Origin of the sequence: Curvibacter sp. APW13 (assembly GCF_032337135.1) — a bacterium.
Lineage (GTDB): Bacteria > Pseudomonadota > Gammaproteobacteria > Burkholderiales > Burkholderiaceae_C > Allorhodoferax.
Genome location: NZ_JAVXZZ010000004.1, coordinates 188,975 through 213,778, shown reverse-complemented (window position 1 = coordinate 213,778; position 24,804 = coordinate 188,975). Strand labels below are relative to the sequence as shown.

Sequence of the window (24,804 nt, the reverse complement as noted above, 5' to 3'; positions counted from 1 at the left end):
GGCTTGCGCCATGAAAAAAGCCTGCAAGGCGCAAACCTTGCAGGCTTTGTTTCTTGCGGCTGGAAGCCTTGCGGCCTCCAGGCAGCCGGGCAATTACATGCCCATGCCGCCCATGCCACCCATGCCGCCCATGTCGGGCATGGCGGGAGCGGACTCGGTCTTGGGAGTCTCGGCAACCATGCACTCGGTGGTCAGCATCAGCGAAGCCACGGAAGCGGCGTTCAGCAGGGCGGTACGGGTTACCTTGGTGGGGTCCAGGATACCCATTTCGATCATGTCGCCGTAGGTGTCGTTGGCAGCGTTGAAGCCGTAGTTGCCCTTGCCGGCCAACACAGCGTTCACCACCACAGAGGCTTCGCCACCGGCGTTGAACACGATTTCGCGCAGGGGGGCTTCGATGGCCTTCAGCACCAGGGCAATGCCGTGGTCCTGGTCAGCGTTGTCACCCTTGATGGTGCCAGCAGCCTGACGGGCGCGCAGCAGGGCCACGCCGCCACCGGCCACGATGCCTTCTTCCACCGCAGCGCGGGTAGCGTGCAGGGCGTCTTCCACGCGGGCCTTCTTTTCCTTCATTTCGACTTCGGTGGCAGCGCCCACCTTGATCACGGCAACACCGCCGGCCAGCTTGGCCACGCGCTCTTGCAGCTTCTCGCGGTCGTAGTCGGAAGTGGCTTCTTCGATCTGGATGCGGATTTGCTTGACGCGGGCTTCGATGTCAGCCGCCACGCCAGCGCCGTCGATGATGGTGGTGTTTTCCTTGGCCACTTCGATGCGCTTGGCAGAGCCGAGGTCGGCCAGGGTCACCTTTTCCAGGGTCAGGCCCACTTCTTCAGCGATGACCTTGCCGCCGGTCAGGATGGCGATGTCTTCCAGCATGGCCTTGCGGCGGTCGCCGAAGCCAGGAGCCTTGACAGCCACCACCTTCAGGATGCCGCGGATGGTGTTCACCACCAGGGTGGCCAGCGCTTCGCCGTCCACGTCTTCGGCAATGATCAGCAGCGGACGGCCAGCCTTGGCAACTTGCTCCAGGGTGGGCAGCAGGTCGCGGATGTTGCTGATCTTCTTGTCGAACAGCAGCACGAAGGGGTTGTCCAGAATCGCAGCTTGCTTTTCGGGGTTGTTGATGAAGTAGGGCGACAGGTAGCCGCGGTCGAACTGCATGCCTTCGACGACGTCGAGCTCGTTGTTCAGGCTCTTGCCGTCTTCGACGGTGATGACGCCTTCCTTGCCGACCTTGTCCATGGCGTTGGCGATGATTTCGCCGATGCTGGAGTCAGAGTTGGCGGAAATGGAACCCACTTGGGCGATTTCCTTGGAAGTGGTGGTGGGCTTGGAAGCCTTCTTCAGCTCTTCGATCAGCGCAGCCACGGCCTTGTCGATACCGCGCTTCAGATCCATGGGGTTCATGCCAGCGGCCACGTACTTCATGCCTTCGCGCACGATGGCTTGGGCCAGCACGGTAGCGGTGGTGGTGCCGTCGCCAGCGTTGTCAGAAGTCTTGGAAGCCACTTCCTTGACCATCTGGGCGCCCATGTTCATGAGCTTGTCCTTCAGTTCGATTTCCTTGGCCACGGACACACCGTCCTTGGTCACGGTGGGGGCGCCGAAGGAGCGCTCGAGCACCACGTTGCGGCCCTTGGGACCCAGGGTGACCTTCACTGCGTTGGCCAGGATGTTCACGCCTTCAACCATGCGTGCGCGGGCTTCGCCGCCGAATACTACGTCTTTTGCTGCCATGTTTGGCTCCTAAAAATGTGTCAAATATGCCGCTAGCCCGCGTGAATACTGCGTAGCCAGCTATTGAATGAATAGCGAGTGGAATTACTCGACGACTGCGAACAGGTCGTCTTCCTTCATCACCAGCAGCTCGTCGCCGTTGACCTTGACGGTCTGGCCGGAGTACTTGCCGAACAGGACGCGGTCACCGACCTTGACGTGCATGGCCAGCAGCTCGCCCTTGTCGTTCTTCTTGCCGGGGCCCACGGCCAGGACTTCACCTTGGTCGGGCTTTTCAGCAGCGCTGTCGGGAATCACGATGCCGGAGGCAGTCTTGGTTTCGTTTTCAACGCGCTTGACGATCACGCGGTCTGCCAAAGGACGCAGTTTCATGGATTTCTCTCCTAGGATTTTCAACAGAGCTGAACAACAAGACCAACCGATGGTTGGTCATTACTAACTTGGATTGAAGTGCCTTGTTGGCACTCAACTCCAGCGAGTGCTAATGATAAGGCCTTTTGGCCCGGATTCAAGGGGCCGTGGGCCGCAGGAATTGACGATCCCGGCTGTCAGGTGTTTCAAATCACGAACGCCGCAATGCCATTTCGCGCATTTTCCGCGACGCTGTTTGTTTTATTGCCAAAAGTAATGTTGTGTGCTATATTTAATCACCTGCAGTAATTTTGCTTTCCCAAACTGCAGCGAATTTCGATCTGGGCAGCGGTACCCCAAAACCGCACTCCTCCACCTTGCACCCCCTCTGCGTGCCCAACGGTGGATTGACTTTCCCTCTAGGCGAGCTTGATTTGCGCGACCACTGTGTCGCCAAGGCCGATGTTCATCGCACTTTGCGATCGACATCACTCCGGGCCGTTGGGCTCGACTACCAAGATTTCATATGTCATTTGCTTCCACACAACCGTTCGCCCTTGGCGAATTTCAGATCACTCCGATCAGCCGCGCACATGGTGCGGATCAGCACACCGCGCTTCTCTCGATTCGCCGGGGTCAGGGCACGCAAACCCATGACCGCATCTACACGTTCAAGCCGGAATTCAAATCGAAGGACAGCGCGCTCATGTATGCCGCTGCTCAAGGCCGCTATTGGCTTCTCAACCCTGCCTCCCTGAACTGAGCGCAGCCTGCACAGAGCGGGCCGAGCCCCTGGCTTCGGATCCCACCCGCGCACCCTTGCAACCAACCCGCCTGAACTTCTTTCTGCATGCCTCCCGCGCTTTTTGAGGCGCAGAGGTCCACCTTCAATCCTTTAGCAACACGCGCCATCGTTCTTGGCGCATCCATGAAAGACTCCAAATGAGCAATAGACTTTATGTCGGCAATCTGTCCTATTCCGTTCGCGACAACGATCTGCACGAGCAGTTCTCTTCGTTCGGCAACGTCCAATCGGCCAAAGTCATGATGGAGCGCGATACAGGGCGCTCCAAGGGTTTCGGCTTTGTCGAAATGTCCAACAGTCAGGAATCCCAAGCGGCCATCGAAGGTCTGCACGGCACAACCATGGGTGGTCGTGATCTGACTGTGAATATCGCGCGTCCAATGGAAGCCCGTCCCCAACGCAGCGGGGGCTACAGTGGTGGCTACGACAACGCTCGCCGCAGCTATTGATCGTCAACCAAATTCAGAAATGGGCCAGCGCAAGCTGGCCCATTTTTTTGGTGTGAAGAAAAGGCCGGGAACTGCAACAGCTGGGTGGGAAATCGATCCAGGACTTTCCCAGTAGACCGAAGGCACGCTGTTGGTTTCGCATGAGAGCGCGTTCGGGAGTTCCTGCGAAACGACGCTAGGCCGGAGGCACTCAGTTTTTGCGCGCCGCCTTGACCAGGTCGCGCCAGAACTTCGTCACGAACTCCGGATAAGCCTCGTAGTAGGCCTTGCTGGCTACCGGGTAGTAGTTGGTGACCAGCACCGTGGGCTCCAGTTTCTGAATTTCGGCGCGCTCGGCTTCCGGCAAGGACAGGTAGGCCGTGTCGGAGGTGAAGGCGACATGCATGCGCCCGCCCTGCAGCATCTTGAATACGCCGGTGGGCGACTGCCCCTGCTCGGTGCGCCAGCCACGCTCGTGGGCATAGCTGCTGGCCGCCACCAGGGGCGTTACCCCGACGCGAAAGCCTGGCGGGCCGACGAGATTGCGCCCATCCCAGGTAATCTGGTTTTGCCCTTTCATCACGTACAGGCCGTATTCGACGGCTTGCACACGCATTGCAGGGTCGGGGCTGCCGCCCTTGAGCGGCATGGCTGAAATGTCGCGGATTTCCGGGTTGTCCGAACCGGCAACGAGCATGTCCAGGGTGCCGTCGGCCAGCTCCACGCGCATCCGAGCCACCGGCATGCGCACCATGCGCAAGGCAGGCTTGCAGTTGCTGGCCTCCAGGGCCGACAGGATCCACTCGACATGCTTGCCCGGCGGGTCGGCAATGGCGTCGCCCTTGCCGAACATGTAGGGCGGAAATGCAAAGTCAATCAGCGCAATGCGCAGCGTGTTCGGGCACACGGGCGGCGCCGCCCAGACCGGGGTGCCCGATGCCATGACGCAAGTTGCGGCGAGAGCGAACGCACGCGCAGATCCAATCCAACGTTTCATTTGATGTTCTCCTGTGAATCACCCCGCATGCCGGGCCGACTTGGGCGTGGCAGGTGCAGCTGCGGCCCAAACCGCCAGTCCGCCGGGCCCGAAAGATCGCTGGCGAGTGTATTCAATCGCCCCGAGGGTTTCGGACCGGTGATGGGGGCTGGGGCTGGTCTACTTCACCACCACCGGCGGTGGCACCGAGATGGTGGAGGGGCCGATGTCCTGCAGTGGCCCCAAGGGGTTGCGGCGCACATCGGTCTCGTGGATGGTGGGCTGGCCGCCCCAGGTGCGGTAGACCACCACGTTGTCCACCAGCAGCACCACCGCGTTGAAGCGCCAGCCGGTTACCTCGGTATGGCGCTTGAAGTTGAAGAAGTCGGCCAGGAAGTTGCCCTGGCGCTCGGTGTCGAGGTGGGATGCCACCACATCCACACCACGGCAGGTGTCTCGGGCCTGCAGGCACTGCACGATGCCCGGGTCCAGGTCGCGCTTGTCGATCACGCTGGCGGGCACGAAGCGGCGCACCACGTCGGCGTGGGTGAGCAGGGTGGTGTTGGCCGACTTGGCCGGGTCGATGCCGAGCTTGCGCAGTGACTCCACGGTGCTGGTGCCCGGCTGCAGCGCCTCGATGGCGTCGCGGGCCTGCGCAAAGCTGGTGAATTCGGATACCTGGCTCTGCGAGTGAGGCAGCAGGTTGCTGCAGCCTGCCAGGGCCCACAAAACTGTTGCCAGAACCGTCGGTGTCAGGAAATTCCGTGCCAAAGCCATGGTCGGTAGCCAGCGGGCGCGCCGCCGGGAAAGTAGTGTGCCGGCCCATTATTGCAGGCGGCGGGCGCTGGTGGCCGTGCGGCGCGGGGGCGGCTCCCTAAAGCGGGGGTGGCGGATGAGGGAAAATGCTCGGTTTTGCCGCGAAGCCTGGAAAGCCGGGAAGCCAGCGGCCGCGAGTAACAAGGGACGGTTTTGCAGTATCGGATCAACCGCTGCGCCCTGCAGGCATTGCTGCAGCGCTGGCAGCGCGACTTGCCTCCGGGCGACATCCAGGACGTGGCGCAGCGCCTGAGCCAATGGCTCGGCGCCATGGACGCCGTGCGCCTGGACGCCGCCCTGCGCACGCTGGAAACCGCCCCGGCCGAACGCGCCGCGCTGCCCCAGCGCGATGCCGACCTGCTGGACGTGCGCTGGGAGCAGGGCGTGCAGGAACTGCGCGCACTGGTAGCCCAGCATGGTGCCCCCGAGCCCGCCCCGCGCGGCCGCGCCGCCCGCCTGGCCCCGCTGCCCGCCGTGGCAGTGGCCGAGGCGCCGGTGTTTGCCGCGCAGCACAAGCGCTACCTGTTGACGCAAAAGCAGCTGGCAACCCAGACCGCGCGGCTGCGCGAGGGGCTGCGCCAGCTGTTGGCCCGCAGCAGCGGTGCGCTGCGCCAGTTGGCGGGGCTGGACGCGGTGATGGAAACCATGCTGGCCGCGCGTGAGCAGGCGGTGTGGGCCGCCATACCGGCGTTTCTGGAGCCGCGCTGGCACTGGCACATGCAGGCCGCGGGCGGCTTGCCCGCCGTGGGTGTGCGCGCCTTCGAGCAGGACGTGCAGGCGCTGTTGGCGGCCGAATTGGAATTGCGGCTGATGCCGCTGCAGGGGTTGGTGGAAGCCGCCCGCAAGGGAACGTGAGAGAGAAGCAGAGATGAACAACACACAACGAATGGCGGCCGTGTTTGGCCTGGGGCTGGCGGCCGTGGCCTGGGTGGCCTGGGGCTTTGTGGGCACCAGTGCCCTGGCGCTGCTGATGACGGCGGTGATCGCCGCCGTGTACTGCTGGGGTGCACGCGAACTGTGGCAGTTTGCGCAAGCTACAGACAGCCTGCGTACCGCCACCCAGCAGGCTGGCGCGCCCGTAGCCGACCTGCCCGCCTGGTTGCAGCTGCTGCACCCCACGCTGCGCGCACCCGTGCGCCAGCGTGTGGAGGGCGAGCGCGTTGCCCTGCCGTCCCCGGGCATGACGCCGTATTTGGTGGGCCTGCTGGTCATGCTGGGCATGCTGGGCACCTTCCTGGGCATGGTGGTCACCTTCAAGGGCGCGGTGTTTGCGCTGGAAGGCTCGGCCGACCTGGACGCCATCCGCGCCGCGCTGGCCGCGCCCATCAAGGGGCTGGGCCTGTCCTTCGGTACATCCGTAGCAGGCGTGGCCACATCGGCCATGCTGGGTTTGCTGTCCTCGCTGTGCCGCCGTGAGCGGCTGGAGGCCGTGCGTGCGCTGGACCACTGCATTGCCACCACGTTGCGCGGCTTTTCGCAGGCGCAGCAGCGCGAAGACCTGTTCCAGGCCCTGCAGGTGCAGGCCCTGGCCATGCCGCAGGTGGTGGACCGCCTGCAAGGCCTCATCGACGCGGTGGAGCGCCGCCACGAAGCCCTGGGCAGCCAGCTGCAGACGCAACAGCAGGCCTTCCACACTGAAGCCAGCGCCACCTACCAGCAGCTCGCCGCCAGCGTGGGCACCTCGCTGCGCGACAGCCTGGCCGCCAGTGCCCAGATAGCGGGCGACACCATCCGCCCGGTGGTGGAGCAGGCCATGGCCGAGCTGGCCCGCGAGTCCGCCGCCGGGCACCAGCGCCAGCAGGCCGCAGCGCAAGAACAGCAACAGGCCTTGTCCGAGCAATGGCGCGGTACCGCCCAGCAGGTGGCCGACACCTGGACGCAGGCCCTGCACACCCAGCAAGGCACCCAACAGCAGCTGGTGCAGGCGCTGGACGCCGCCCTGCAGCGCTTTGCCACCAACTTTGAAGCGCGCAGCGCCGAGGTGCTGGCTGGCTGGCAAGCCCACGCCACACAAAGCCAGGCCACCCAGGCGCAAGGCGACCAGGCCCGCCTGGCGGCGTGGAACGACAGCCTGCAAGCCATGGCGCGCAGCCTGGCTGCCGAGTGGCAGCAATTGGGTGCGCAAGCCGCGCAAGAGCAGCAGCGCGTAGCCGCCCAGCTGCAAGCCGCCGCCGAGCAGGTGGCCCAGCAGGTGGCCACCCAGGTGCAGGCCACCGTGGAAGGTGCTACTGCTTTGGTAGCGCAGTCCGCAGATCTTGTGCGGGCTAGAAGCGAATCTGAGGCTAAATGGATGGAGTCGCACCAGGCCCAGACCCAGGCACTGGCGCAGGTGTGGCAGCAGTCGCTGGCCGAACTGCGTGGCGACGAACAGCAGCGCGGCCAGGCCGCCGTGGAGCGGCTTGACGCCCTGCAGGCCGCTGTGGCCCAGCACCTGGCCAGCCTGGGTGCAGCGTTGGAGCAGCCTCTGACGCGCCTGCTGCAAACCGCCTCCGACGTGCCGCGCGCCGCTGCCGAGGTGATTGCCCAGCTGCGCCAGGAAATGACCCGCCTGGGCGAACGCGACAACGCCGCTCTGGCCGAGCGCACCGCCATGCTGGAACAGGTGGCCACGCTGCTGGCCACGGTGGAGCAGGCGTCTGGCCAGCAGCGCCAGGCCATCGACGCGCTGGTGCAGTCCGCCACCGGCGTGCTGGAGCAGGCATCGAGCCGCTTTGCCCAGGCGCTGGACGCGCAAAGCGGCAAGGTGGACGACGTGGCCGCCCATGTGGCCGCTAGTGCCATCGAACTCTCCAGCCTGGGTGAAACCTTTGGCCACGGCGTGGCGCAGTTCGGTGCCAGCAACGAACAGCTCATTGCCAGCCTGCAGACCGTGGAAGGCAGCATCCAGCAGGCCATGCAGCGCAGCGATGAGCAGCTGGCCTACTACGTGGCCCAGGCGCGCGAAGTCATCGACCTGAGCCTGAGCGCCCAGCAAAGCCTGGTGGAAGACCTGCGCCGCCTGCATGCGCAAGCTTCCGGAGTAGCGGCATGAGCGCTTGGCGAGCTGGAGTGACTACATGAGCCCGTGGGAAGAGGCCGACGACACCATGGAGCAGACCGCTCCGGTGTGGGCCGTGTTTGGCGACCTGATGGCTGGCCTGCTCGGCGCCTTTGTGCTCGTGCTGGTGGGCATGGTGCTGGTGCAGATGGACCTGGTCACCAGCCTCAAGCAGGAAGTGGAAAAGCGCCAGCAGGAAGAGCGCCGCCGCGAGGCGCTGGAAAAAGCCCTGGCCATTCCGCTGGCCAGTGGCCGTGTGACGGTGCGCAACGGGCGCATCGGCATCAGCGGCAGCGTGCTGTTTGCCGCCGGGTCCGACGAACTGCACCCCGAAGGCCGCCAGCTGCTCAAGAGTCTGGTGCAGCCCCTGAAGGTGTACCTGGGTGAGCGCGACGAAATGCTCATGGTGAGCGGTTTTACCGACAACACCCAGATGCGCGGCAAGAAAGCCCCGTTTGACGACAACCTGGAACTCTCGGCCCAGCGCGCGCTCACCGTCACCCGCGCCCTCATTGCCGAGGGCATGCCCGCCGCACAGGTGTTTGCCGCCGCCTTTGGCGCGCAGCAGCCCGTGGCGTCGAATGCGGATGAACAAGGCCGCGCCCAGAACCGCCGCGTGGAAATGGCCCCGGTGCCGCGTGCGCCCCGCGCCGCCAAGGCCGATGGCAATGGTTGAAAGAGTGGCTGAAGAAAAGGCTGAAGCAGTGGCCGACGACCTGCACGCCCACTTCCGCCAGGTGCTGGCCCAGCGCATGGCGGGCCAGCGCGAGGCTGTGCAGCAGCGCCTGCGCCAGCGGCTGGACGCACTGTCGCAGCGCCCGGCCACCCCGTTAACCCAAGGTACTCCGCAGCGCCCATCAGGCCCCAGCGCCCTGGCACTGCTGAATGCCGAACTGGCCCAGCGTGCGGGCACGGCAGCCGCAGCTGGCGCCGAAGGGCCACAGACCAGCGCGCCCTTGCCCGAACTGGCCAGCGTGCGCCGCTTTGGCCAAACCTGGGCCAAGGTGGCTACTGAGCAGCAAATGATCGAGGCCCTGGCCAAGGCCCCCAAGAACGCCGGGCCGCTCAACTCGCACCGCCTCATGCTGCGCGCCCTCACCCAAATGCGCCGCCTTTCCCCCGACTACCTGCGCCTGTTCCTGGCGCAGATGGAAGCGCTGCTGTGGGTGGAAGACGCCGTGGCGCGCTTGCCGAAACCGGCGGCGAAGGGGAAGGGGAGTGCGGGGCGGGTGGTTAAGCGGAAGGGTTGAAGTCGGCCTGGGCGCTTTGCATCTGGCAGGGCATTCGATTCAGCGATTGGTTTGATTCACAAAACCGACACTTAGCGGAAGTAGCGTGATAGAAATATCGGCCGCTCAATATAAGGCCAGACTTGCGATAGCAAAACGACTGTCCAACAGGGAGAACCGCAGCCCTAGGGTCGGCGAGGATTCCGCTACAAAGGAAAAACGCTTTCCGCATTAAAAGGCAGCTTGCTCTTCACAAATTCGACGACAGCTACGCCGAATTTCTTCCCGCACTCCTCTGTAAGTGAAGTCAATAAGACTTCGAAAGAGTTGTCAAGAATGGCCCACTTTTCCGGCCAGTCACCTACCAGGGGGGCCTCGGGCGGTTGAATAGCTGGCACCAGTCGATGGACCATCCAGGCCACCTCCACGTAACGGTTCATGTGGAGGGCGAATTCTCTTTCTCGGAAGACTGGAACGATTGACAAGGGTTCAGTCCCGCTCAGCCAGCCAGTGGCTCCAGCCAGGGAAAGACGGGAACCATGGACCTCTAAATCGTACGTGTCTCCGAGTTTCTGCATCTCCACAATGGTGTCTGTAGACAACCCACTACTTTTGCCGAGCATTACATCCAGTACTGCCCACTCGGTTTTTTTCCGCTGCTGCTTGAGCGCCTTCGGATCCAACGGTTGGCTAGGGTCGATACCCTCAATGGCATAAAAGTCGGTGAGCTTCTGCAATGAGGCAGCCGTCAGGACGGCATTGTCGAATGTGTTGCGGTGGATCGTGTATGCCTGAAGCGGATACCCATGTAGCGCCAAGCGTTCAGCCCCCACAAGAGATTGAACATTGTTGTTGAGCCTGGCGACGAAGAGGGGGTACTGCTCCGATAAGGGCGTCTTTACTTTTGGCCGACATTCTGTATTCAGCCTCTCTATCGTTTCCAAATAGAAAGCCTTGAAGGAGTCTGATAAGGCCAGGTACCCGCTCATGCTTTCGGCAACCTTCAGGCCGTAGGCAGTCTCTTCCTCAAAGATCATGTGTACGCGACCGTAAGGCACACCGGTATAAACGGAGATGTCTTTAAGGCGATTGATGAATTCAGCGACTGTCAGAGCCATGACGCCAGTCTATCAATCCCCATAGCCGGGGGAATATTGATCTTTACTTACCCAACCATTTGAATTGCGGCTTTGAGCAATACTGTAGAAGGCCCGCTCTTGGCCCCAAAGCAGGTGTTGGTCAAACGCAAGTTCAATGACCCACCAGCGTCTAGCCTTCAGACGCGCCCGTGAATCAACACATCATCAGGCTTCGGCCCCCTCACGCATACCTCTCCCGTAACACATTCTTCTGCACCTTCCCCATCGCATTGCGCGGCAGTTCGGCCACCACCACACAGCGCTTGGGCACCTTGAAGTGGGCGAGTTGGGCCTTGAGCTGGGCCAGGATGGATTCGGGGTCTAGCGAGGCTCCGGCGCGGGACACCACCACGGCCACGCCCACTTCGCCGAAGTCGGGGTGCGGGGCGCCCACCACGGCGCTTTCCTCCACGCCGGGCAGGTTGTTGATGTAGCCCTCCACCTCGGCGGGGTAGACGTTGTAGCCGCCGCTGATGATGAGGTCCTTGCTGCGGCCCACGATGGTGACAAAACCGTCCGGGTCACGTTTTCCCACGTCGCCGGTCTTGAAGAAGCCGTCGGCCGTGAACTCTTCGGCGGTCTTTTCCGGCATCTGCCAGTAGCCCTGGAACACGTTGGGGCCCTTGACCTGGATGCCGCCAATCTCGCCGTCCGCCACGGGCTGCCCGGTATCGTCCACGATGCGCAGTTGCACACCCGGCAGGGCGGGGCCTACGGTGCCGATGCGGCGTGTGCCGTCGCGCGGCTTGCAGGGGTTGGAGGTGAGCATGGCGGTTTCGCTCATGCCGTAGCGCTCCAGAATGGTGTGGCCGGTGCGCTTGCGCCACTGCTCATGCGTTTCCACCAGCATGGGGGCCGAGCCCGAAATGAACAGGCGCATGCCCTGGGTGGCTTGCTTGTTGAGTGTCGCCTCGGCCAGCATGCGCACGTACAGCGTGGGCACGCCCATCATGACCGTGGCCTGCGCAAAGTAGGCAATGGTCTTGCGCGGGTCGAACTTGGCGCACCAGATCATCTTGCTGCCGTTGAGCAGCGCGCCGTGGATGGCTACAAACAGGCCGTGCACATGGAAGATGGGCAGGGCGTGGATGAGCACATCGCCGCCCTGGGCCTGGGTCTTGCCGGGCTTCTTCCAGTCCCAGTAGCGCTGCAACACTTTGGCGTTGCTCAGCAGGTTGGCGTGGCTGAGCATGGCGCCCTTGCTGCGCCCGGTGGTGCCGCTGGTGTAGATGATGGCGGCTAGGGCCTTGGGGCTAACCTGGGCTACCGTGTGCTTGCGGCTTTGGCGCGCCGCCGCGTCCAGCAGCGTGCCGGTGCGGTTGTCGTTCAGGGTGAATACATGGCGTGTTTTGGCGGCGTCGGCCAGGGGCTGCAGCCAGGGCAGGTTGGCGCTGCTGCACACCAGCACGGCGGCCTGTGCGTCCTGCAGAAAGTAGGTCATCTCGCCACTTTGGTAGGCGGTGTTCAGGGGCACAAAGATGTGCCCGGCGCGCAGCGTGGCCAGGTAGAGCATGAGCGCCTCTACCGACTTGTCCACCTGCACCGCAATGCGCGAGGCCGCGGGCAGCTGCAGCGAGTCGAGCAGGTTGGCCAGCATGGCGCTGGCATCCAGCAGGTCGCGCCAGCTGTACAGCAGGCCGGTGTCGGTTTCCACAGCGCAGGCGCTGCGGCGGGTGGGGAAGGCGGCCGTCAAGGCCGAGAACAGGTTGGCGTTGGTACGGGTCATGGCAAGGCAGTCGGGCTACAAGCGAAACTGCCGGCCATTATCCGTCGCTTCAGGCGCTTCGAGTCGCTATGCAATTAATAGCTGGTTACGCAGTGTTTATGAGGGCCAGGGGCCAATTTGGCACCTGAACCCGCTCTGGTGGGCTGCTGTTCAGTCCACCAGAGCCATCTTCATCTCGTCGTTGTGGTGGCGTTGCTGCTCTTCCATCACCAGCTGGCCCAGCTCGCGCTTGAGGGCGTTGAACTCGCTGCTGGCCGGGTCGCGCAGGCGTGGCAGATCCACCAGCATGTCGCGCTTGATGGTGCCTGGCCGGTAGGTCATCACGACGATGCGGTCGGCCAGGTAGATGGCCTCTTCGATGCTGTGGGTGACGAAGATGATGGTCTTCTTCAGCTCAGCCCAGATGCGCAGCAGCTCGTCCTGCAGGTTGCGCCGGGTCAGTGCGTCCAGCGCGCCGAAGGGCTCGTCCATGAGCAGGGTGGGCGAGTCCAGCGCCAGCACGCGGGCAATGGCCACGCGCTGGCGCATGCCACCCGACAGGTCCTTGGGGTAGCGGTTGCGGAAGTCGTACAGCCCCAGCTTGTGCATGAGCTCGGCCACGCGGGTCTGGATGGCAGCGGGCTCCATGCCCTTGATCTCCAGCCCGAAGCCGATGTTCTTCTCCACCGTCATCCACGGGAACAGGGCGTATTCCTGGAACACCATGCCGCGGTCCGGCCCGGGCGCGGTCACTTCCACGCCCTGGGTGGTGATGGAGCCGCTGCTGGGCAGCGAAAACCCGGCAATGGCATTGAGCAGGGTGGACTTGCCGCAGCCCGAGGGGCCCAGCAGGCACACGAACTGGCCCGCCGGAATGCTGAGCTGAATGTCCTGCAGCGCAACGACGCTGCGCTCGTCGCTCTTGAAGACCTTGTGGACGTCGCGGACGACGATGTGGGCTTTGTCGTTCATGGCTCAGTGCTCCAGGCCGCGGTGCCAGCGCAGCAGGTGGTTGTTCAGTTTGTTCACCGCGGTGTCGATGGCCAGCCCCAGCATGCCGATGGTGATCATGCCGGCGATGATCTTGTCCGACCAGAAGTACTCGCGCGCTTCGAGAATGCGGAAGCCCAGCCCGTTGTTCACCGCAATCATTTCGGACACGATGACCACAATGAAGGCGGTACCGATGCCGATGCGCACGCCCGAGAGGATGTAGGGCACCGCTGCCGGCAGCATCACGCGCAGGAACAGCACGCGCTGGTTGGCGCCCAGGTTGCGGGCGGCGCGGATGTAGATGCTGTCCACCTGCCGCACCCCGGCAATGGTGTTGATGAGCACCGGGAAGAAGGCGCCGATGGCGATGAGGAAGATGGCGGGCGGGTTGCCCAGCCCGAACCACAGGATGGCCAAGGGAATGTAGGCAATGGGTGGAATGGGGCGCAGCACCTGCATCAGCGGGTTGAGCCAGCCGTACACGCGGGGGCTGGCCCCCATGACCAGGCCCAGCGGCAGGGCCAGCCCGGCCCCCACCAGAAAGCCCATGCCCACGCGGTACAGGCTGCCTGCGGCATCAATCAGCAGTTCGCCCGACAGCGCCCAGGCCAGCCAGCCGCCCTGCGCTTCGGCCAGCGGCGTCTGCGGCAGCAGGTAGGCCACCCAGCGCGTGACCACGGCCCAGGGCGAGGGCAGCACGTGCTCGTTGACCCAGCCCATGGAGCAGGTGAACTGCCACACCGCAATCAGCACGGCGGGCACCACGGCCCCGGCCGCATGCGCGCGCAAGTGGCCCGAAAGTGAAGTTGCCATGGCGCAGCCTTACTTGATGTTCATCGACTTCTTGGCGGCGTCGAGCAGGTCGGTCTTGACCCACTCGGTGGCCACGGGGGGCGTGGCCATCTTGCCGATGCCGTACTTGGCCATCACGTCGGTGGTGGTCTGGATGTGCGCGGCGGTGATGTCAAACGAGTAGGGTGAATTGGCGATCGCGTCCTGGAAGTCGTCGGCGGTGATCTGGCCCTTGAACACGGTCTGGGTCACGTACTTCTCGGCCAGGGCCTTGTTGTCGATGAAGGTCTTGGTGGCCTCGACGAAGCAGCGCATGAACTTCTCGGCCTGGGGGCGGTTGTCCTTGTAGAACTTCTCGGTCATCACCAGGGTGCGGATGGGCGAGCCGATGGGCGTGTCGTAGGGCTTGATGATTTCCACGCCGAAGCCCTTGTTGATGGCCTGCGAAGACTGCGGCTCGGTCTGCATGATGGCATCCAAATTCTTGCCCAGCAGAGCCTGGTTCAGGTCGGGGTAGCCCAGGTAGACCAGCTGCACGTCCTTGCCCGGCGCGTCGGACGAGGTGAGGCCGTTCTGCCCCAGCTCGGCCGCCAGCAGCACTTCCTGGATGCCGCCACGGGTCACGCCCACCTTCTTGCCCTTGAGGTCCTTCACGGTCTTGATGCCGGCGTCGGGGCGCGCCACCAGGCGCGCACCGCCCGAGGCGAAGCCCGCCACCACGTAGATCGGCACCTTGTTGGCGCGGCCGGAAATGGCGGCTTCCGACGCGGTGGCACCCACGTCCAGTTCACCGGCGATGATGGCCTGCATCACGTCCAGGCCCTTGGCGAACACCTTCTCCTCCACCTTGATGCCGCACTTGGGCGCAATCTCCTTGATGTAGGACACGGCAGCGAAGTGCGCGAGCTTGAGGTTACCCAGGCGGATCACGTCTTCGGCGTGGGCGGCCAGGGGGGCGAACAGGCTGGAAGTCAAGGCCAGCACAGCGCTGGCGGCGATCGATTTCTTGAACATGCAGGTCTCCGGTGTTGGTTTATGGAATGCGAACACCTGCACTGTAGGGAGGGGGCCACGCTCTGTCGTCCGTAAGATTACGCAGCGCCGTTCACCGGGCCATACACCAGGCGATGGAGCGGGCTATGGCCCGCGCGATCCACCGGGCTACAGCCCGGCGCAGCGCAGGAAGGCGTCCAGTTCGGTAGGGTTGGTGACGCCGAGCTTGCTGTACACCTTGGCGCGGTGGGTTTCCACCGTGCGCACATCGATGTCCAGGCTGCGCGCCACCACCTTGTTGGCGGCCCCGGTGCGCAGTTGCAGTGCCACTTCGCGCTCGCGCGGCGTGAGCGTCTGCCAGCGGCCCTGCTGCTCCACACGCGTCTGGTAGGCGGCATAGGTGCGGGCGGCTTCCTCCATGGCCTGCGTCACGGTGTCGTGCAGCACGGTGTCCTTGCAGGGCTTTTCCAGCCACCCGAACGCGCCTTTCTTGGTGGCGTCCACCGCCAACGATATGTCCCCGTGGCCCGACAGGAACAGCGGCACCAGGGGGCTTGCGCGCTCGCGCAGCACGTCAAACACCTGCAGGCCGCTGAGGCCACCCATGCGCAGGTCCAGGATCACGCAGCCACCGCGCTGCAGGTCCGCGCTTTCCAGGAACGATTCACCGGATGCGTGGGTGCAGACCTGGAAGCCCTTGGCCGTCAGCAGGTACAGGATGGACTTGCGCACCGCCTCGTCGTCGTCGACGACATGCACGGTTAGCGTGGATGGGGTCATCCTAGAAACCGCAGTTGGATGCGCCTGCCAGCGCCGTGATCGGCGTGCCAGGCAAGGCGCGACAACGCGGCGCACTCCTGTGCGCAAGGCGGAGCAACGCCGCATGGCGCGTCGAGCGCGGCGCTGGCAGGTGCATAGCGCTCTCACGTTCTGGGTGAGCGTCAATAAAGAGAACAGATTCAAGTGCCATAAGACTTTCCACTGGAAGCAAGCGGTCAACTGCGGTTTCTAGGATCACGACAGGCGTTCCAGTTGCAGGGTGAAGACGGCTCCGCCCTCGCGGTGATTGTGCACCGTGAGGCTGCCGCGGTGGCCCTCCACGATGGTGCGGCAGATGTTCAGGCCCAGCCCCAGGCCTTCGGGCTTGGTGGTGAAGAAGGGCTCGAAGATGCGGGCCTTGTTTTCGCCCGCCACGCCCGGGCCGTGGTCGCGCACTTCAAGCGTGACGTGCTGTGCATCGTGGAAGCTTGCGATCTCCACGCAGCGCTGCTCGGGGGGTACGCCTTCCATGGACTGCAGTGCGTTCATCACCAGGTTCAGCACCACCTGGGCCAGCAGGACGCCATCGGCCAGCACCGGCGGTTGGTCGCTGTCCAGCCGGGTGGCGATGCGCGTCTTGCGGTGCTGGGCCTGGGGGGCTACCCACTCCTGCACTTGGTGCACGATGGTGTTGAGCTGCAGCGGCTCCTGCCCGGGCGTTTCGCGCTTGCCGATGGTCTTGATGCGTTGGAGGATGCCCGCCGCGCGCTGGATCTGCTGCTGGACCTCCACCAGGCTGCTGTCGAGCATGCTGGCATTGCCCTGCTGGGCAAAGGCGCGGGCCGCGCTGGCGAAGTTGCCGATGGCCTCCAGTGGCTGGTTGAGCTCGTGGCCGATGGTGGACGCGATCTCGCCCATGCTGGCCAGGCGCTGGGCATGCTGGAGCTGCTCCAGCTGCTGGCGCTGCAGTGCTTCCGACTGCTTTTGCTGGCTGATGTCCACCACCGAACTCATCCAGCCCCGGTGCTGCCCCTGCGCGTCGATGAGTGGCGCGGTGTAGACCATGGTGTAGACGTCGTGCCCGTCCTTGTGGCGCAGGCGTGACTCCCAGCCGGTCAGGTCGGCCTTGCCCTGCAGTGCTGCATCGCTGTTGTGCCAGTGGCGCTCCACGTCCTGCGGGTGCCAGTAGGGGTAGGGGGGCAGCTTGCCCAGCAGCTCGTCGGCGCTGTAGCCGGTGATCTGGGCGTGTGCCGGGTTGACGTAGATGATGTGGCCCTCCAGGTCACGCGCGCGCATGCCCACCAGCAGCGAGTCTTCCATGGCCTTGCGAAAGGCGTGGGCGTCACCGAGCTCTTGGGTGCGTTCCTGCACCCTCCGCTCCAATTCCTGGCTGGCCTGGCGCACTTCGCGGAAGCGCCGTTCGCGGGCCTGCCAGTACAGCCCCGCCATGGCCAGCAGGGCCGCGGCCAGGCTGGCAGACAGCCAGGCACTGTTGCGCTCGCGCACCACGCTGCCGTAGTCGGCCATCACGGTCAGGGTCCAGCCCAGGGTGTGGAACGAATCGGCGGCATCGAACACCGGGTGGTCCAGGGCCAGGAAGCGCGGTGCGCCGGGTTGCGGTCCGGTGACGAAATAGAAGCCATCGGCGGCCGTGTCAGGCTGCGCGGCCCAGGGCGCGGGCTCCAGGTGCGTCTTGCGCCCGTAGACATAGTGGTCCTGCAGCCATTGGTCTTGTGAAGCGGTCAGGGCGCGGGTGCGCACATAGCGGCGTTCTTTGCCTAGCCCCAGGTCGCCAAACGGTGGTGCACTGCCCAGGAAGACGACGCCGAAGGCATCGCTGAGCACCAGCGGCGTTCCGGCGTCGCGCCAGGTGGCCTCGATCTCGCCCAGGCTCACCTTGACGGCCACCACCCCCAGCACTGCCGCACCCCGGTGCACGGGTGCGGCCAGGAACAGGCCGGGTTCCCCTGTGTCCTTGCCCACGGCGTAGAACAGCCCTACCTGGCCGCGCATGGCTTCGGTGAAGTAGGGGCGCGCCGAGTAGTCCTTGCCGACAAAGCTGTCGGGCCGTTCCCAGTTGCTGGCATGCAGGGTCACGCCGTGCGCATTCATCAGGTACAGCACGCTGGAGGCGGCATGGGCATTCACGGCCTGCAGGTAGCGGCTGGCCTCCATGCTGCCCTTGCCGGGGGGCGACTCCAGGGCCCGCACCACGCTGGGGTGCTGGGCCACCGTGTAGGGCAGGTACTTGTACTTTTCCACCACGCTGCGCACGGCCAGGGTGTTGACCTCTGCGGCACGGCGCATGCTGCCCTCCAGCGCTTGGGCTTCGCGCTGGCCCACGGCAAGCCCCGCCTGGGCGATCAGCCACACGGCCAGACCTGCGGCGCAAAGCCACAGCAGCCCGCGGGGCCAGGTGGAGTGCCGCATCAGACCCTCAGGCCTCGGGGGTGATGCCCAGCGCCACCAGGAAGCGGGCGACCATGTTGTAGGTGGCAATGGCGGCGGTGAGCTCCACCACGGCGGTTTCGTCGAAGTGGCTGCGCAAGGTGGCGAACACGGGATCGGGCACCTGCACGTCGCGCGTCATGCAGGCAGCGTAGTGCACCACGGCGGCGTCCTGGGCGTCGAGGGCGGCGTCCGCCGGGCTGCCTTGGGCACCAGCCGCTACGTAGCGGCCCAGGGCGTCGAGCGCCGCCTGGGAGCCCCCGGCAGCCAGGAAGTCCGGCGCATGGTGGTGGTATTCGTACGTCGCACCGGTGAGCAGGGCCACGGTGCAGATCGCCAGTTCACGCAGGCGCCGGCTGGTGGGCAGCTCGGTGCGCACCGCTTTCAGGTAGACATTCCAGCCGCGTGCCAGCGGTTCGCTCCACAGCAAGGCCTTGTCCAGGTTCAGCAGGGTGCCGCCGCGGCGTGCGCGGATGGCGTCCACCAGGTCGGCGGGGCGGGCGATTTGTTCAGGGGTCCAGTCGGGCAGGCGCATGGTGCGAGGGGAAGGGCGGTTTGGAACAAGCAGCACTGTAGTACGCCGCCGGTACGGTGGCGTCCGTAGAACTACGGTGCCCCGGCGTTCGGGCGGGCAATGGGAGCATCCCCTATCATCGACTTCCACCATGTGCAGCCACTACCAAAGCATCAAGGAAGCCGCGCGGCTGGAAAAGTACTTCGGCGTTGCGCCCCCCAGCGCGCCGGTGGTGGACGACGTGTGGCCAGGCTATGCCGCTACCTTCATCCGCGCAGGCGCGGGGGGTGAGCGTACCAGCCACGCCGGCCGCTTCGGCCTGGTGCCGCACTGGGCGAAGGATGCAACGATGGGGCGCAAGACCTACAACGCGCGCAGCGAAACCGTGACTGAGAAGCCCGCCTACCGCGACGCTTGGGCGCGGGCCCAGCACTGCATCATTCCGGCCGAATGCATTTTCGAGCCCGACTGGCGCAGCGGCCGCGCGGTGCCTGCCGCCATTGGGCTGGCCAGCGGCGAACCCATGGGCATTGCCGGGCTGTGGGCGCAGTGGCGTGACCCCGAAGGCGCGCTGGTGCACAGCTTCACCATGCTCACCATCAACGCCGACGATCACGCCTTCATGCGCCAGTTCCACCGGCCTGAAGACGAGAAACGCAGTGTGGTGATCCTGCCGCCCGAACGCTGGGACGACTGGCTTGCGGCCGATGCCGCCAACAGCGCGCCCTTCCTCCTTCCCTTTCCCGCGCAGGACCTGGTGGCCACGGTGGTCACACCGCCGCCGCCGCCGCGCACGCTTTCCCTTTTCGACTGAGCATGGACGACAGCAGCCAGATCATCATTCCGCCCAGCTTCACGGCCCTGTACGTGCCGCCGGGCAAGACCCGCCCCACGGAAACGCACGCCCACATCGCGCAGCGCTACGAGCTGTGCGAGGACATGGCCACCATGCTCAGTGGCACGGCCGCCGAGCAGCAGTTCAAGACCGGCTGCGACACCACCGAGCTGCTGCAGTCCATGGCCGCCACCCTGGCGGCGCCCAGCGGCATGCTGCAGCCCAACGAGGCGCACTGGGTGGTCTGCCGCCTGGCCGAGCTGCTGCACTGGGACATGCCGCCCGCTGGCATTTCCGACTGAGGATCAGCTTTCGTCCCAGTCTTTCCAGTCCACCTTGTAGGTCTGGCGGTACTGGTTCACGGCATAGCCGGCGGTGGCGCTGAAGATGTGTTCGCCCAGCGTTTCGAGCGTGCCGTAGTGGCGCAGGCGGTCCTTCACCGGGCCCTTGAGGCCGGCAAACCAGAGCTCGATGCCGTAGCGCACCAGCTCCTCGTGCAGGTGCAGCAGGGCGTCGGCGGCGGTCACGTCCACGTCGGTGATGGCGTCGGCCACCACCACCAGCCTGCGGGTTGGGGTCGGTGCATTCTGGGCAGCCAGCAAGGCCTGCTGGTGGAACACTTCCGCATTGGCGAAGAACAGCTGTTCGTCCCAGCGGAACAGGACCAGGCCCGGCACGTGGCGACCCTCGGGGTGGCGGTGGATGTCGTGGTAGCCCTTGGTGCCGTCCACGCGCACCAGGGTGGTGTAGTGCGGGTGCCAGGCGTTCCACACCAGGGCCAGCAGGGCCAGTCCCACGCTGATGGCGATGCCTTCAATGGCGCCGACAAAGGCCACACCAAGGAAGCTGGCCAACGCGTAGCCGAACTCGGCCTTGCGCAGCCGGTACAGCGCGGCCATGCCACGAAAGTCCGCCAGCGACAGGCAGGCCGCCATGACCACGGCGCCGAGCACGGCAATCGGCAGGTCGCGCAGCAGGCTCGGTGCCCACAGCAGCAGCGCAGCAATGGTCAAGGCACCGAATACACCGCACAGCTGGGTGCGGGCACCGGCCGCTTCTGCCACCGGCGTGCGCGAGGAACTGGCGCTGACCGGAAAGCCCTGGAACAAGCCGGTGGCCAGGTTGGACAGCCCCAGCGCAATCACTTCCTGGTTGGGATTGACCTGGTAGCCACCCCGCACGGCGAGGGCGCGTGATAGCACGCTGGTATCGGCAAAGGTCAGCAGGGCGATCAACAGCGCGGCGGGCAGCAGGTGCACGGCGTCTTGCCAGCCCACCCCGGGCAGCCCGGGGGAAGGCAGGCCCTGGGGCAGCGGGCCGAGTACGCGCAGGCCGACGGTCTGGTGCAGGTTCAGTGCCGCGGACAGTGCGGTGGCGAGCACCACGCAGACCAGCATGACCGGCCAGCGCGGGTGGCTGCGGCGTAGCACCAGGATGGCGGCGAGACTGCCTCCGCCCAGGGCCAGCGCGACCATGTTGCCCTGCCCAGCCAGCACCTGGGTCACGATCTCCAGCGTTTGCCGCGCCAGGCCCTCGGTATGCAGTTGCAGCCCCAGCAGCTTGGGCGTTTGTCCCACCAGTACCGTCAGCGCAATGGCATTGAGGAAGCCGATGCGGATCGGCTTGGACAGCAGGTCGGCCAGCAGGCCCAGCCGTGCCAAACCGATGAGCAGCGAGAAGCCGCCCGCGAGCACCGCCAGCAGGGCCGCCAGTTCCGCCGCGCGCGCGGCATCTCCCAGTGCCATGGGCGCAATGACCGCCGCAATGACGGCGGCCAGCGTCGAGTCGGGTCCCAGCACCAGGATGCGACTGGGGCCCACCAGTGCGTACACCAAGAGCGGGACGATGCTGGCATACAGGCCGTAGATGGCCGGCAACCCCGACGCCTGCGCATAGCCCATGCCCACCGGTACCAACACGGCGCTCAAGGCCAGGCCCGCCATGGCGTCGCGGGCCCACCAGTTGCGCTGGTAGTGCAGCAGGGTCTGCAGTCCGGGTAGCCAGCGCAGCATCCACGCCATGGGTTACAGATCCAGCGTCGGGCGCACGTGCCCGGACTGCTTGATGTAGCGCCACTGCGCCAGGTAGCTGCCCAGCAGCCAGGTCAGCAGCAAGGCAACGCCCAGTTGCAGCAGCGGGGCCTGCCAGGCACCGGCATAGGCATCGAACATGGTCGCCTTGAGCGCATGCACCACCCAGGTCAGGGGCAGCCAGGGGCTGATCTGCATGAACCAGCCGCCGCTGAGTTCCACCGGCACTACACCGCCGCTGCTGGAGAGCTGCACGGCCAGCAGGATCATGGCAAAGCCCTTGCCGGCGTCGCCGAACATGAGGGTCAGGGCCATGATCATCATCAGGAAGGTCAGCGCGGTCAGCGCGAGCGTCAGCGCAAAGGGTGCGGCGTGCACCACGTGCACGTTGAGCACATGGCGCAGCACCAGCCACAGCACCAGGGTCTGGGCCAGCACCAGAAAGGCGGGCATCACGGCCTTGCCGGCAAAGCGCACGGGTGCCGGGAATAGCCGGGCATGGCGCGGCAGCACGCGAACGTGGATCAGGAAGGCTGCAATGCCCGCGCCCAGCCACAGCGCCGCGGGAATGACGTTGGCGGCGAAGCTCTCGCCGCTGTTGTGCACCGGTGCCAGGATGTCCATCACCGGCTCGACCGAGCGCGCCAGTCCGCCGGCACTGCCTTCGGGTGCATTGAATTCCTGCGGCAGCGAGCTTTGCAGCAGGGCAATGCCGCCTTCCATCCGCTGCATGCCGGCGTCGAGCTTCTGCAGGCCATCCGCCATCTTTGCCGTGTTGTCGGCAAGCTGCTTCCCGCCGTCGCTGAGGCGATCCAGCTGTGCATCCTCGGGCAGTTTTTCGACCATGCTTCGGATGCCCTGGTTCATGGCCCGCACGCCGGTGGTGAGCGCGCCAACGCCGGTGTTGAGCTTCTTGGCCCCTTCGTGGAGCTGGGTCTGCCCCTCCTGTGCGCTGGCCAGTCCGGTTTCCAATTGCGATAGCCCGGCATGCAAGGTGCCCAGCCCCTCGCTGACGCTGTCGGGCACAAAGAAGCTGGCCTGGGTCTGGGTGCGGTAACCGCTGACCCCGGATGACAAGGTCTTGGCGCCGGTGTGCAGTTGTGCCAGCCCCTCTCCGAGTTCGGCGTGGCCAGCGGCCAGGGCCTCTGCACCATTGCTCAGGGCCGTGAGTTCGCGGTTGTGCGGCCGTCGGGCGTCCATCGTGCGCAGACCGGAGCCCAATTGCTTGACACCATTGGTCAGTTGCTCGATGCCATCTTCCAGCTGGTGGGCGCCATTGTTCAGGGCCTTGCCACCGGTGCTGAGCTGGGAGCTGCCCTGGCGCAGTTCACTGGCACCGTCGCGCAGCTGGGCTGCCGCCAGCTTGAGACGCTCGACGCCACTTTGCGAGCCCGCAGCGTCACGCAGCACCAGGGCCCAGCGGCGCTCATTGAGGGTCTGGTTGATCTCGCGGCCCAGGGTTTCGGCGAAGTGGCGTGCAATCGAGGCGGTCTGGAAGTTGTTGCCCTGCGAGGCCACGATGAGCAGCTTGCCGCCGCCCGGTGCGGCACCGGGCACGGCCTGGGCGCTGAAGCCGGGCGGAATCACCAGGGCGAAGGCCATGCGACCCACGCGCACCTCGTCGCGGGCCTGTGCTTCGTCGGTGACCGCGCGGTAGCCGAACTGGGTTGAAGCCAGCAGTCGGTCCGTGAGTTCCTGCCCAATGTTGAATCGGTGCTCGCGGTACTCGACACCGGTGTCCTGGTTGACGATGCCGACCGGCAGGGCCCGGGTGTGCCCCTCCGGGTCCCACACGGAGGACAGGTAGATCAGTGCATAGATGGAAGGAACGAGCGCGATGACCAGCGCCGCCAGACGCAAACGGCGGTGCTGGGCGAAGTAGTGCGCCTCCATGCGCACCAGGAACACCATTTGCAGGAACAGCTTCATGGTTCGGGCCGCGGTGCGGTGCCACGGCAATTGGATTTGGGATACTTGTGCCATTGTCACTGATTTGCACCCACCATGAACCACGCCGCCGAACCCCGCCTGACCAGTCTGTCGCACGGAGGCGGCTGCGGTTGCAAGATCGCCCCGGGCGTGCTCTCCGACATCCTCAAGACCACCACCGGCATGCCCATGCCGCCCGAGTTGTTGGTGGGCATCGAAACGGCGGACGATGCGGCGGTGTACCGGCTCAACGACGAGCAGGCGCTGATCGCCACCACCGACTTCTTCATGCCCATCGTCGACGATGCCTTCGACTTCGGGCGCATCGCCGCCACCAATGCCATCTCCGATGTGTACGCCATGGGTGGCACCCCCATCATGGCGCTGGCCCTGGTGGGCATGCCGATCAACGTGCTGTCCACCGACACCATTGGCAAGATCCTGGCGGGGGGTGCTTCGGTGTGCAAGGCTGCAGGCATTCCGATTGCCGGTGGGCACACCATCGATTCGGTGGAACCCATCTACGGCCTGGTGGCACTCGGACTGGTGCACCCCAAGCGCGTCAAGCGCAATGCCGATGCGCGGGTGGGGGACGTGCTGGTGCTGGGCAAGCCGCTGGGCGTGGGCATCCTGTCGGCCGCGCTCAAGAAGGAAAAGCTCGACGCCGACGGCTACCAGCGCATGATTGCCACCACCACGCAACTCAATACCCCCGGCCCTTTGTTGGCCGCCATCGACGGCGTGCATGCCATCACCGACGTGACCGGTTTCGGGCTGGCCGGGCATGCCCTGGAAGTGGCGCGCGGTTCGAACACCATGGTGGAGATTGACTGGAGTCAGGTGCCGCTGATCGACGGGGTGGAGGCCTTGGCCGCCGCGGGCATGGTGACCGGGGCCTCGGGGCGCAACTGGGCCGGTTACGGGGCCCAGGTGCAGTTGCCGGCCAACTTCGGGACCGTGAACCAGGCCCTGCTGTCGGACCCGCAGACCAGTGGTGGCTTGCTGGTGAGCTGCGCGCCCGACGCCGTCGAGGCGGTGCTGTCCACCTTCGCCGCCAAGGGCTTCGCCCAGGCGGCAGTGGTAGGGCGCGTGCTGGACGCGCAAGGCCAGGTGCCGGGTCTGCGAATTCGCGCATAAACGAAAAATTCTCCGGCGTCAATTCAGGAATCCGATGAGCCTCGGCTGGAGCATAGGAAACCTGCCATGCTCTTGGTACTGACTGGTACCAATCTCAGAGTACAGCAAAGAAAACTCGCGAGAGTCCGGTCGCCCGCAGTGCTCCGGGGGG

General features: G+C 65.2%; 23 protein-coding genes. 9 read left to right on the top strand and 14 right to left on the bottom strand.

What is annotated here, in order from left to right:
- Positions 1 to 93: 93 nt before the first annotated feature.
- Positions 94 to 1,737 (bottom strand): chaperonin GroEL, encoded by a 1,644-nt coding sequence (groL, locus tag RQP54_RS16780; RefSeq protein WP_315679578.1) that lies wholly within the window; start codon positions 1,735 to 1,737, stop codon positions 94 to 96.
- Positions 1,738 to 1,821: 84 nt separating this feature from the next.
- On the bottom strand, positions 1,822 to 2,109 hold the full coding sequence (groES, locus tag RQP54_RS16775) for a co-chaperone GroES (RefSeq protein ID WP_315679577.1): 288 nt from the start codon (positions 2,107 to 2,109) through the stop codon (positions 1,822 to 1,824).
- Between the two features lie 505 nt (positions 2,110 to 2,614).
- Here groES and RQP54_RS16770 point away from each other — a divergent pair.
- Positions 2,615 to 2,851 (top strand): hypothetical protein, encoded by a 237-nt coding sequence (locus tag RQP54_RS16770; protein WP_315679576.1) that lies wholly within the window; start codon positions 2,615 to 2,617, stop codon positions 2,849 to 2,851.
- Positions 2,852 to 3,030: 179 nt separating this feature from the next.
- Entirely contained in the window at positions 3,031 to 3,342 is a 312-nt protein-coding gene (locus RQP54_RS16765) for an RNA-binding protein (protein WP_315679575.1), read from the top strand.
- 190 nt (positions 3,343 to 3,532) lie between these two features.
- Here the strand turns inward: RQP54_RS16765 and RQP54_RS16760 are convergent, their stop codons facing one another.
- The gene (locus tag RQP54_RS16760) at positions 3,533 to 4,318 is read right to left on the bottom strand and encodes a hypothetical protein (protein WP_315679574.1); all 786 of its coding nucleotides are present in this window, start codon (positions 4,316 to 4,318) and stop codon (positions 3,533 to 3,535) included.
- A 159-nt stretch (positions 4,319 to 4,477) separates the two neighbouring features.
- On the bottom strand, positions 4,478 to 5,068 hold the full coding sequence (locus RQP54_RS16755) for a hypothetical protein (protein ID WP_315679573.1): 591 nt from the start codon (positions 5,066 to 5,068) through the stop codon (positions 4,478 to 4,480).
- A 198-nt stretch (positions 5,069 to 5,266) separates the two neighbouring features.
- On the opposite strand from RQP54_RS16755, the gene RQP54_RS16750 reads away from it, so the two are divergent.
- The 4 genes from RQP54_RS16750 to RQP54_RS16735 are packed head-to-tail and all read left to right on the top strand — an operon-like array spanning position 5,267 to position 9,400.
- A complete protein-coding gene (locus RQP54_RS16750; RefSeq protein WP_315679572.1) occupies positions 5,267 to 5,968 on the top strand; it encodes a DUF3348 family protein in 702 nt (233 codons plus the stop codon).
- A 13-nt stretch (positions 5,969 to 5,981) separates the two neighbouring features.
- Positions 5,982 to 8,144 carry a DUF802 domain-containing protein gene (locus tag RQP54_RS16745; RefSeq protein ID WP_315679571.1) on the top strand — a complete coding sequence of 721 codons (2,163 nt, stop codon included), beginning with the start codon at positions 5,982 to 5,984 and terminating at the stop codon, positions 8,142 to 8,144.
- Positions 8,145 to 8,169: 25 nt separating this feature from the next.
- Positions 8,170 to 8,826, top strand: a complete 657-nt coding sequence (locus RQP54_RS16740; protein WP_315679570.1) for an OmpA family protein — start codon at positions 8,170 to 8,172, stop codon at positions 8,824 to 8,826.
- A gap of 4 nt (positions 8,827 to 8,830) precedes the next feature.
- The gene (locus RQP54_RS16735; RefSeq protein WP_315679569.1) at positions 8,831 to 9,400 is read left to right on the top strand and encodes a DUF2894 domain-containing protein; all 570 of its coding nucleotides are present in this window, start codon (positions 8,831 to 8,833) and stop codon (positions 9,398 to 9,400) included.
- Between the two features lie 185 nt (positions 9,401 to 9,585).
- Here RQP54_RS16735 and RQP54_RS16730 read toward each other — a convergent pair whose 3' ends face one another.
- The 8 genes from RQP54_RS16730 to RQP54_RS16695 form a co-directional block, all read right to left on the bottom strand.
- On the bottom strand, positions 9,586 to 10,497 hold the full coding sequence (locus tag RQP54_RS16730) for a hypothetical protein (RefSeq protein ID WP_315679568.1): 912 nt from the start codon (positions 10,495 to 10,497) through the stop codon (positions 9,586 to 9,588).
- Between the two features lie 202 nt (positions 10,498 to 10,699).
- A complete protein-coding gene (locus RQP54_RS16725) occupies positions 10,700 to 12,244 on the bottom strand; it encodes a malonyl-CoA synthase (RefSeq protein ID WP_315679567.1) in 1,545 nt (514 codons plus the stop codon).
- A gap of 150 nt (positions 12,245 to 12,394) precedes the next feature.
- Positions 12,395 to 13,195 (bottom strand): ABC transporter ATP-binding protein, encoded by an 801-nt coding sequence (locus RQP54_RS16720; protein WP_315679565.1) that lies wholly within the window; start codon positions 13,193 to 13,195, stop codon positions 12,395 to 12,397.
- A gap of 3 nt (positions 13,196 to 13,198) precedes the next feature.
- Entirely contained in the window at positions 13,199 to 14,029 is an 831-nt protein-coding gene (locus RQP54_RS16715) for an ABC transporter permease (protein WP_315679563.1), read from the bottom strand.
- A gap of 9 nt (positions 14,030 to 14,038) precedes the next feature.
- A complete protein-coding gene (locus RQP54_RS16710; RefSeq protein ID WP_315679561.1) occupies positions 14,039 to 15,022 on the bottom strand; it encodes an ABC transporter substrate-binding protein in 984 nt (327 codons plus the stop codon).
- Between the two features lie 147 nt (positions 15,023 to 15,169).
- Positions 15,170 to 15,781 (bottom strand): response regulator transcription factor, encoded by a 612-nt coding sequence (locus RQP54_RS16705; RefSeq protein ID WP_315679559.1) that lies wholly within the window; start codon positions 15,779 to 15,781, stop codon positions 15,170 to 15,172.
- A 234-nt stretch (positions 15,782 to 16,015) separates the two neighbouring features.
- Complete coding sequence (locus tag RQP54_RS16700; RefSeq protein WP_315679557.1) at positions 16,016 to 18,190, bottom strand: ATP-binding protein; 2,175 nt, start codon at positions 18,188 to 18,190, stop codon at positions 16,016 to 16,018.
- A gap of 7 nt (positions 18,191 to 18,197) precedes the next feature.
- Positions 18,198 to 18,743 (bottom strand): carboxymuconolactone decarboxylase family protein, encoded by a 546-nt coding sequence (locus RQP54_RS16695; protein WP_315679556.1) that lies wholly within the window; start codon positions 18,741 to 18,743, stop codon positions 18,198 to 18,200.
- Between the two features lie 130 nt (positions 18,744 to 18,873).
- Between RQP54_RS16695 and RQP54_RS16690 the strand changes: the two genes are divergently transcribed.
- Positions 18,874 to 19,536, top strand: coding sequence for an SOS response-associated peptidase (locus RQP54_RS16690; protein ID WP_315679555.1), 663 nt, complete (start codon positions 18,874 to 18,876; stop codon positions 19,534 to 19,536).
- Positions 19,537 to 19,538: 2 nt separating this feature from the next.
- Complete coding sequence (locus tag RQP54_RS16685; protein ID WP_315679554.1) at positions 19,539 to 19,859, top strand: ATPase with chaperone activity; 321 nt, start codon at positions 19,539 to 19,541, stop codon at positions 19,857 to 19,859.
- Between the two features lie 3 nt (positions 19,860 to 19,862).
- Here RQP54_RS16685 and RQP54_RS16680 read toward each other — a convergent pair whose 3' ends face one another.
- Both RQP54_RS16680 and RQP54_RS16675 read right to left on the bottom strand, forming a co-directional pair.
- Positions 19,863 to 21,578, bottom strand: a complete 1,716-nt coding sequence (locus RQP54_RS16680; RefSeq protein ID WP_315679553.1) for a SulP family inorganic anion transporter — start codon at positions 21,576 to 21,578, stop codon at positions 19,863 to 19,865.
- Between the two features lie 3 nt (positions 21,579 to 21,581).
- Positions 21,582 to 23,570, bottom strand: coding sequence for a YhgE/Pip domain-containing protein (locus RQP54_RS16675; protein WP_315679552.1), 1,989 nt, complete (start codon positions 23,568 to 23,570; stop codon positions 21,582 to 21,584).
- Between the two features lie 21 nt (positions 23,571 to 23,591).
- Here RQP54_RS16675 and selD point away from each other — a divergent pair, with 21 nt between their 5' ends.
- A complete protein-coding gene (selD, locus tag RQP54_RS16670) occupies positions 23,592 to 24,653 on the top strand; it encodes a selenide, water dikinase SelD (protein WP_315679551.1) in 1,062 nt (353 codons plus the stop codon).
- Positions 24,654 to 24,804: the final 151 nt, after the last annotated feature.

Coding starts and splice junctions, on each gene's coding strand:
- groL (WP_315679578.1), bottom strand. CDS start 1,737: ATGGCAGCAAAAGACGTAGTATTCGGCGGCGAAGCCCGCGCACGCATG.
- groES (WP_315679577.1), bottom strand. CDS start 2,109: ATGAAACTGCGTCCTTTGGCAGACCGCGTGATCGTCAAGCGCGTTGAA.
- RQP54_RS16770 (WP_315679576.1), top strand. CDS start 2,615: ATGTCATTTGCTTCCACACAACCGTTCGCCCTTGGCGAATTTCAGATC.
- RQP54_RS16765 (WP_315679575.1), top strand. CDS start 3,031: ATGAGCAATAGACTTTATGTCGGCAATCTGTCCTATTCCGTTCGCGAC.
- RQP54_RS16760 (WP_315679574.1), bottom strand. CDS start 4,318: ATGAAACGTTGGATTGGATCTGCGCGTGCGTTCGCTCTCGCCGCAACT.
- RQP54_RS16745 (WP_315679571.1), top strand. CDS start 5,982: ATGAACAACACACAACGAATGGCGGCCGTGTTTGGCCTGGGGCTGGCG.
- RQP54_RS16740 (WP_315679570.1), top strand. CDS start 8,170: ATGAGCCCGTGGGAAGAGGCCGACGACACCATGGAGCAGACCGCTCCG.
- RQP54_RS16730 (WP_315679568.1), bottom strand. CDS start 10,497: ATGGCTCTGACAGTCGCTGAATTCATCAATCGCCTTAAAGACATCTCC.
- RQP54_RS16725 (WP_315679567.1), bottom strand. CDS start 12,244: ATGACCCGTACCAACGCCAACCTGTTCTCGGCCTTGACGGCCGCCTTC.
- RQP54_RS16720 (WP_315679565.1), bottom strand. CDS start 13,195: ATGAACGACAAAGCCCACATCGTCGTCCGCGACGTCCACAAGGTCTTC.
- RQP54_RS16715 (WP_315679563.1), bottom strand. CDS start 14,029: ATGGCAACTTCACTTTCGGGCCACTTGCGCGCGCATGCGGCCGGGGCC.
- RQP54_RS16710 (WP_315679561.1), bottom strand. CDS start 15,022: ATGTTCAAGAAATCGATCGCCGCCAGCGCTGTGCTGGCCTTGACTTCC.
- RQP54_RS16705 (WP_315679559.1), bottom strand. CDS start 15,781: ATGACCCCATCCACGCTAACCGTGCATGTCGTCGACGACGACGAGGCG.
- RQP54_RS16700 (WP_315679557.1), bottom strand. CDS start 18,190: ATGCGGCACTCCACCTGGCCCCGCGGGCTGCTGTGGCTTTGCGCCGCA.
- RQP54_RS16695 (WP_315679556.1), bottom strand. CDS start 18,743: ATGCGCCTGCCCGACTGGACCCCTGAACAAATCGCCCGCCCCGCCGAC.
- RQP54_RS16690 (WP_315679555.1), top strand. CDS start 18,874: ATGTGCAGCCACTACCAAAGCATCAAGGAAGCCGCGCGGCTGGAAAAG.
- RQP54_RS16685 (WP_315679554.1), top strand. CDS start 19,539: ATGGACGACAGCAGCCAGATCATCATTCCGCCCAGCTTCACGGCCCTG.
- RQP54_RS16680 (WP_315679553.1), bottom strand. CDS start 21,578: ATGGCGTGGATGCTGCGCTGGCTACCCGGACTGCAGACCCTGCTGCAC.
- RQP54_RS16675 (WP_315679552.1), bottom strand. CDS start 23,570: ATGGCACAAGTATCCCAAATCCAATTGCCGTGGCACCGCACCGCGGCC.
- selD (WP_315679551.1), top strand. CDS start 23,592: ATGAACCACGCCGCCGAACCCCGCCTGACCAGTCTGTCGCACGGAGGC.